Genomic DNA, 6,395 nt, shown 5'->3' with positions numbered 1-6,395 from the left:
AAACGCGACTACATCTTCAACGGCACCCTGACCGTCACCGCGATCGTCATCTGGCTCCGAGACACCGTCCAAGAGCCATCAGAAACGGCCTAGGCTAGTTCCGGTACCGGAACACGATCCGCCCACGCGTGAGGTCGTACGGCGGGAGCTCCACCAGCACCCGGTCCTCCAGCATGATCTTGATGTAGTTCTTGCGGATCTTCCCGCTGATGTGCGCCAGCACCTGGTGTCCGTTCTCCAGTTCCACGGTGAACATGGCGCTGCGCAGGCACTCGACGACTCTGCCCTCGACCTCGATGACGTTCTTGTTCCTGGTCATCGCACCAGCTCCAGGTTGCTGCTGATCGGCCGGGCGCCGACGCCCTCGAACAGCGCAGTGGCCGCGCGGTTGGACTCGTGAACCTCGGTCCAGGCCGTGGCGAACCCGGAGCGGTGGGCCGTCAGCAGCGCGTGGGCCAGCAGTGCCCGCCCGATGCCGCGGCGCTGCTCGCCGGCCCGGACCGCGACCAGCCCGATGCGCGGCCGAATCGGAGTCACCACCCGGATCAGCCCCAGGTAGCGGCCCGGCGCCGAGGCGACGGCGTACTTGGACGGGTCGACGACGGTGTCGCCCTCGGTGCGGGGAAACACCTCCGCGGGCATCGACTGCCACCACCCGACGGTGGTCTCGACCTCGTCCCGGATCGCGCGGTCCACTTCCCGCAGCAGACCCTCGTCAGCCTGACCGGCGGGCACGATCGTCACGCCCGGAGGCGGCAGGACCGCTTCGAGCCCTGTGACCCGCGGGTCGGTCGGTACGGCGTACTCCCACTCGCGGCGCCCGACCGCGAAACCGGCCCGCCGCCACCGGGCCGTCAGCTCGACGTCCGCTTCGTCGACCACCGTGTACTGCGGTGAGGGCAGTTCCGCCACCATCACCTGGGCGAGCCGGTCGAAGACGACGTCGTGCCAGGAGTCGATGCTGGCGAACAGGCGCCCGTCGGGCCGGTACTGCGCATGCCCGCGACCGACCACCAAGTCGTCGTGCAGGGCGTGCCATTGCCTGTCCGCGACACGCGTGATCACCACCGCGTTCTCGCTCAGGCCGGATGCAAAAGGCTTTGTGTCCATCGGAGTCTCCCTTCCAGGAGTGCCTCGAACTCAGGCGCTCCTGGCGACACCGAACGTCAGCCGCCGGACCGTGACGGGATGAGGGAGCACCCACGGATAACTGCGTTCACGGGTCTCACCTCCTACGACGACTGCACGGTCCACCGGGAAAGTAGCAGCGGCCCACCAGGTTCCTCAAAACCTTTTCCGGCGCGGCGAGCCCTCTGGGGCCCCGCTACCGAAGCGGGGCGGCGTACAAGTCGGTCATCGACCGCCCCCGAGGTCTCCCACCTCCTCCGCACTCACCTCGACACCGGCCCGGAAGCCATGGAGCCGGAGACCGACACGACCATCGCCCGCGGCCGGATCACCGAGGACCCCGAAGGACGCCTACAACACGGGGGCGGGGCTGGCACCACTAAGACGCTCCGACGCTCGACAACCACTCTTTCCACACTGGAAAACCTTCACTTGCCACACCGGAAAGACAAGCCTAGTCTTTCCGGCATGGAAACTGGTGCGAGCCTCCCTGACCGTCACCCTCTCCCCACGTCGGACGAGGCGCGAGCGACGCTGGCCGAGGCAGCTCGCATCAGGGCGTCGGCCACCGCCCTGTCGGCCACGCCGTGGCCGACCTGGTTCGCCACCGTCCTCACCGCCTACGTGGCGTTCTTCCCCGTCGCGTACGGAGGGCTGCTCGCCGACGAGCGGTGGCTGCTGCCGAAGGCGGCCTGGGCGGCAGCGCTGCTGGTCATCACGGCGGCGTACGTGATGTTGTTCGCAGTCGCCGCCCGCTCCTGGAGGCAACGCACCGGTGTGGCACTCCGGTTCGACGTGCTGCCCGAACGGGCGACCGTCCCCCTGGCGATCGGCATGCCGGCGCTGCTGGTGGGACCGGCCTGGGTCTTCCGAGCCACCGGCCAGGCAAGCTGGCTCGTCCTCGCCGCGGCGGCCGCGGCCGCGGTGTCCGTGGGCTTCCATCTCAGCTTCGTACGGCTGCACCGGAAGGCCTCATGAGCACCGGGCCCGCCGACCCGATGGACGGCTTCGACAACCTCGTCCACTCACCCAACCGGCTGCGCGTCTGTGCGTTGCTCGACACCACGGGCGAGGCCGAGTTCGCCGTGCTGCAGGAGCAACTCGGCCTGTCGGCATCCGTACTGAGCAAGCACGCCGGCGCCCTGATCGAGGCCGGCTACGTCGAACAACGCAAGGCGGTACGCGACACCCGCCAACGAGTCTGGCTACGCCTGACCCCACAGGGCCACAAGGCCTACCAAGGCCACCTCGCGGCACTACGGGCGATCGTCGGCCGGCAGACACCGCAGAAGCACGATGGCTGATCACGGCTGGTACGACGACAGCGACCACCACGAAGCAGTGCAGCAGGCCGAACGAGCAACACGGTTCGGCTGGTCGGCGACGGCCTGGTCTGCGGGAGTACTCGGCTGCGTGCTGATCACCACCGCCGTTCTCTGCGCAGTCGCTGCAGCCGCGTGCTTGTTCGTCGTGGTGTCGAGCCATGACTGAGCCCACGAGGCGCGAGGGCGGCCCCTGATTCAGGTGACCCCGCCCGGCGTAGTCGATGCCGGCCCTAGATGCCAGAAACCGTCTGATCGGTGTTTTTGCGGAGATCAGGAGGGGAAGCCGCTGTGGCTGCGGGTGTCCGGATCTCGACCGGATGCGTCGGGCACCTGGGCCCGCGCTGGCTGAAGTGCGCGCTGCACGCCGTGAGGTCGCGGGCAGACCACCTACCCCGAAGCCCCTGAGTACGGCACCGTGTCTCCGACTGTCCGCGCGAGTCATGGGGGGGATCGACATTGTGGGAGCAGTTGCCTGCTCTGGCCGGCGTTGCCGTGGGAGCCATAGGCTCCTACGTGGCAACCAGCCTTACGGAACGGAGCCGGTGGCGACGGGCAAGAGCTGAACGCTGGGATCAGAAAAGACTGGATACCTACGCGTCCTACACGAACAGCTTGAAGCATCAGATCAACATCGCCCAGCGCATAGGGGCTGCGAGGGGCTTTCAGCACGCTGTGGACCCACTGGATCCGGAGCAGGGTCTCATACAGCTCAGCGAGGCCGAGGCACGGCGTGCGGCCGAGTGGGAGACGGTGCTGCTCGTCGGGGATGCTGAGACCATAGCGGCGGCTCGTAAGTGGCATGAAGCCGTGTGGAACGTCGAACTCTATGCTCGCGGTCTGAAGGAGGACCCCGCCGGCTGGGAGAGAGCAGTCGGGCAGATGAGCCGAGCACGTGATGACTTCTATGCTCTCGCGCGGCGAGACCTGGGCATAGCGGGGCCCCCTCCACCGTCCGGCAACTGGCCTCGTGTCTGGCAGCAGCAAGACGAAGCGAACTGAGAGCAACCCGGTGAGGAATCGCGGCGGCCGTAGCCAGGACGTGGGCTACTGGCCGGGTCCTGGCCCGGGGCCGGGTCTTCGGCCGCACGACCCCGGACACGACGAAGGGCCAGCCTGGGAAGAAGACGCTCCTGAGCTGGCCCGGTCTTTTCTGCCCCCGGCAGCATTCGAACCCGCGAGACCCGGTTGAGGAGGTACTCGGGGTGAGGCTGTGACCTGCGGAAACGTCGACTACATGGTGCCTGTGCCGGGAAAACACCCCTCCGTGGCTCACGTGTTCACGGGGCTTCCCGGCCTCATATGGGCTGTGGGCCGAATCCGTTTCCGGCCGACTGGCTGCCGCGACATGGCGAATCTGGAAAATCGGCGCCCGTGGCACGAGGAGTAACGTGTAAAGGTCGAGGCGATTCCCGTGATCGCACCGATTCCCGAAGACGGGTGATCCTCATGACCGACTCCGATGCACGGCCTGTTTCCCGGCGTCTGCCCAGTGGCGTTCACAAGGCCGTGCAGCCGGGGTGTGCGCTGCTCCGGCTGGAGACCACGGAGTCGCGCGCAGGCGTCCTGGACGGTGCGTGGTGGCCGCGGTCGCAGGACATCGCTGCCGAGCTGCCCGCGCTGCTGAGCGCCCTCACCGGTCATCTCGGCCCCGTCACGCGCGTCGGGCTGGACAGCACGGCCTGGGAAGGGCTCCCGACGCGGATCGTCGTCGACGACCGGGTGGTACACATCGACTCCTTCCCGCTGGGCGACGACACCGTGCTGATCACCCGAGGTGACCAGGACATCTTCTCACTGCTGGTGATTCCGCCGGACACAGCACCCGAGGCCGCCCGCGCCGCGATGGCCCGGGCCGTCCGGGCCGACAACGTCACCCAGGCGCATCAGATACTCATCGAGACCGCGAGCGCGCAGCTGCCGCCGGAGTGAGGTCAGCCACGCCACTCCACCGGGAGCAGCGTCGCGTCATCCGTGGTGTGTCCGCCCCGCGTCCGCTCGAGCGTGGGGGGACAGGGAGCGCGCCCCCGCCCGGATTCCGCGGCCGGTTCTCTCCCTCTGGACACCCAGTCGATCATCTGCTCCTCCCCGAAGTCCTCCTCCCCGGCATCGTGCTCCTTGATCAGCCTGTCGGATCGGTTCCCTGAGTCGGACACCGCAGAAGAGGTCGGAGTAGCTGTGCTTGATCACGAGCAGGTCGGCCACGAGGCCGGCGATCCTGTGCAGGATGCGGCGATCGTCGTTCTCGACGCTGTCCAGCGTCACCGCCATGCCCCCGCCATGGTCGCCGCCGTCCAGTAGCGACAGGAAGATTCGCACGCCGTCGTCTTCGGCCACCTCGACGGAGTGAGCGTCGAGAAAGCAGCGCCCGCCTCGGGACTCGTCGATCACCTGCGGTTCGCCGTTCGTGGCCCGCCGCGTAGCCCCCTGAACACAGCACAGCGCTGCCGCCCGCGATCGAAGCCGGACGGCAGAGCGGGCGGACGAATTGAATGCCAGCTCACTTTCGAACTCGCATGCGATGCGACCTCCGCTCACCGTGTCCCCGAACCTCTCCGAGCGAAACGCCCCACGCCAGGATCCGGGGCCTGGCCAGATACGTAGGGGAGCTTCGATCTCGTCCAGGAGAAACTCGCCGAAGGCTTTCCACGCGGCGTTCCCAGGACGTCCGGAGAGAACAAGTGGCAAGCGCACGGCGCATCCTTTCAACTGTGTTGGTGGGGTGGCGGGGTGCGTGCAAGGCCGTTCACCTGCGTTCATTGGCAGTTCGGCACCGAGCTGGGATCGGCTCCTGGTCTCGGCTGAACGCCGGTGAACCGGGCTGAATGAGACGAAAACTGAGACGGTTCGTCCGACGGCCGTTGTCTGTGGCCTCGCCTAGTGTCCGTCCATGGGCATGATCGGCGAGTACCTACGTGTCACGGCCGCTGAGCTCGACTGAGCGATACGAGATCCCGACTGGGCACTGGACTTCGTCGAAGAGGTCCAGGACTCCGAGGAGGAGACGGAGCCTGGGCCGGCTGAAGCGCGCCACTTCACCACGTACAAGACGTGGGACATGCTCCGCTTCCTGCTGGCGCGCGCCGAGTTCCCCGTGAACGTGATCCACGGTGAGGAGCCGTTCGCAGAGGACGAGGACTGGGGGTACGGGCCTCCGAGGTACCTGCGGCCTGAGCGGGTCCAGCTCGCGGCGGAAGCTCTGCGGGCTACCAGCTAGCCCAGCTCATCAATGGCGTGGAGCCTGCTGAACTGACCAGCGCCGAGGTGTATCCGCTCGGATGGAGTGAGGGCAACTCGCTGGAGTGGGGGCGCCCCTGGTACGACGGCCTCACACAGTTCTTCGACGCTGCTGCCGGGGCGGATGACGAGATGCTCGTCTGGGTGGACTGACGGGCCACGCCCCCCCGTGACCTCAGCTTGGGAAACTCCTCGACACCGTCCTGGCCCATCGCCGGGGCGGTTGTCAGTCGACTGAGGTCATGAAGTTCAGCATCCGGCGGTTGATCTCCTCCGCATGGTCAATCTGCGGCCCGTGGCCCGTGCTGGAGATGATCTCGGCTCGGGCACCGGGGATCAGACGCGGCACGCGCTACCTGGTCCCGAGCCTCCAAGGCGAGTTGGGCGGCGTCCTCGCCGGTTCCGTCATCCGTCGGGCGTGGCGCAACGCCCGTAAGGCCGTACTGCCCCCACACGTCTTCGGGTCGCCCATCGGACGGCGCGTCTACGACAACCGGAACACGCGCCTGACGAAGTGGCCGAACGACGGGATCCCACCCACCCAGGTGGCGGAGTGGCCGGGAACAGCGTCGCCGTGCTCCTGACGACCTACGCCCGCTGCGGGATTCGAACCTGCGACACCGCTTTAGGAGTTCGATCAGGCCTCTGCGGACTCGGGCGTCTTGCTGCCGAGCGTCGTATGCCGGTTTTTCTGGAGGTGCGCCGCTG

10 protein-coding genes and 1 pseudogene are annotated in these 6,395 nt (G+C 67.5%); 7 read left to right on the top strand and 4 right to left on the bottom strand.

Going from position 1 to position 6,395, the window contains the following annotated elements:
* Positions 1-94: 94 nt before the first annotated feature.
* A complete protein-coding gene (gene infA / locus AB0937_RS18235) occupies positions 95-319 on the bottom strand; it encodes a translation initiation factor IF-1 (RefSeq protein ID WP_031047878.1) in 225 nt (74 codons plus the stop codon).
* Positions 316-1,110, bottom strand: coding sequence for a GNAT family N-acetyltransferase (locus tag AB0937_RS18230; protein WP_366712836.1), 795 nt, complete (start codon positions 1,108-1,110; stop codon positions 316-318). The genes infA and AB0937_RS18230 overlap by 4 nt, the downstream gene beginning before the upstream one ends.
* 486 nt (positions 1,111-1,596) lie before the next feature.
* Here AB0937_RS18230 and AB0937_RS18225 point away from each other — a divergent pair, with 486 nt between their 5' ends.
* From AB0937_RS18225 to AB0937_RS18205, 5 genes are all read left to right on the top strand, one after another.
* Positions 1,597-2,106, top strand: coding sequence for a hypothetical protein (locus AB0937_RS18225; protein WP_366712835.1), 510 nt, complete (start codon positions 1,597-1,599; stop codon positions 2,104-2,106).
* Positions 2,103-2,432, top strand: a complete 330-nt coding sequence (locus tag AB0937_RS18220; RefSeq protein ID WP_366712834.1) for a transcriptional regulator — start codon at positions 2,103-2,105, stop codon at positions 2,430-2,432. The genes AB0937_RS18225 and AB0937_RS18220 overlap by 4 nt, the downstream gene beginning before the upstream one ends.
* Entirely contained in the window at positions 2,425-2,619 is a 195-nt protein-coding gene (locus AB0937_RS18215) for a hypothetical protein (RefSeq protein WP_366712832.1), read from the top strand. The genes AB0937_RS18220 and AB0937_RS18215 overlap by 8 nt, the downstream gene beginning before the upstream one ends.
* Positions 2,620-3,065: 446 nt before the next feature.
* Positions 3,066-3,452 (top strand): hypothetical protein, encoded by a 387-nt coding sequence (locus tag AB0937_RS18210; protein WP_366712830.1) that lies wholly within the window; start codon positions 3,066-3,068, stop codon positions 3,450-3,452.
* Between the two features lie 447 nt (positions 3,453-3,899).
* A complete protein-coding gene (locus tag AB0937_RS18205) occupies positions 3,900-4,382 on the top strand; it encodes a DUF5994 family protein (protein ID WP_366712828.1) in 483 nt (160 codons plus the stop codon).
* Positions 4,383-4,418: 36 nt separating this feature from the next.
* Here the strand turns inward: AB0937_RS18205 and AB0937_RS18200 are convergent, their stop codons facing one another.
* Entirely contained in the window at positions 4,419-4,841 is a 423-nt protein-coding gene (locus AB0937_RS18200) for a hypothetical protein (RefSeq protein WP_366712827.1), read from the bottom strand.
* A 553-nt stretch (positions 4,842-5,394) separates the two neighbouring features.
* Between AB0937_RS18200 and AB0937_RS18195 the strand changes: the two genes are divergently transcribed.
* The gene (locus AB0937_RS18195; protein ID WP_366712845.1) at positions 5,395-5,667 is read left to right on the top strand and encodes a DUF1877 family protein; all 273 of its coding nucleotides are present in this window, start codon (positions 5,395-5,397) and stop codon (positions 5,665-5,667) included.
* 17 nt (positions 5,668-5,684) lie between these two features.
* Complete coding sequence (locus AB0937_RS18190; protein WP_366712825.1) at positions 5,685-5,840, top strand: DUF1877 family protein; 156 nt, start codon at positions 5,685-5,687, stop codon at positions 5,838-5,840.
* Between the two features lie 73 nt (positions 5,841-5,913).
* Here AB0937_RS18190 and AB0937_RS18185 read toward each other — a convergent pair.
* Positions 5,914-6,039, bottom strand: a pseudogene (locus AB0937_RS18185) (alpha/beta hydrolase); the annotation flags it as partial.
* Positions 6,040-6,395: the final 356 nt, after the last annotated feature.

It is taken from the genome of Streptomyces sp. NPDC047880, assembly GCF_040706515.1.
GTDB lineage: Bacteria > Actinomycetota > Actinomycetes > Streptomycetales > Streptomycetaceae > Streptomyces.
The sequence above is the reverse complement of the archived record's forward strand: the minus strand, read 5'-3'. Positions and strand labels throughout refer to the sequence as shown.

Excerpts from the sequence above, each read along its gene's own strand:
- infA (WP_031047878.1), bottom strand. The coding sequence starts at position 319 with ATGACCAGGAACAAGAACGTCATCGAGGTCGAGGGCAGAGTCGTCGAG.
- AB0937_RS18230 (WP_366712836.1), bottom strand. The coding sequence starts at position 1,110 with ATGGACACAAAGCCTTTTGCATCCGGCCTGAGCGAGAACGCGGTGGTG.
- AB0937_RS18225 (WP_366712835.1), top strand. The coding sequence starts at position 1,597 with ATGGAAACTGGTGCGAGCCTCCCTGACCGTCACCCTCTCCCCACGTCG.
- AB0937_RS18220 (WP_366712834.1), top strand. The coding sequence starts at position 2,103 with ATGAGCACCGGGCCCGCCGACCCGATGGACGGCTTCGACAACCTCGTC.
- AB0937_RS18215 (WP_366712832.1), top strand. The coding sequence starts at position 2,425 with ATGGCTGATCACGGCTGGTACGACGACAGCGACCACCACGAAGCAGTG.
- AB0937_RS18205 (WP_366712828.1), top strand. The coding sequence starts at position 3,900 with ATGACCGACTCCGATGCACGGCCTGTTTCCCGGCGTCTGCCCAGTGGC.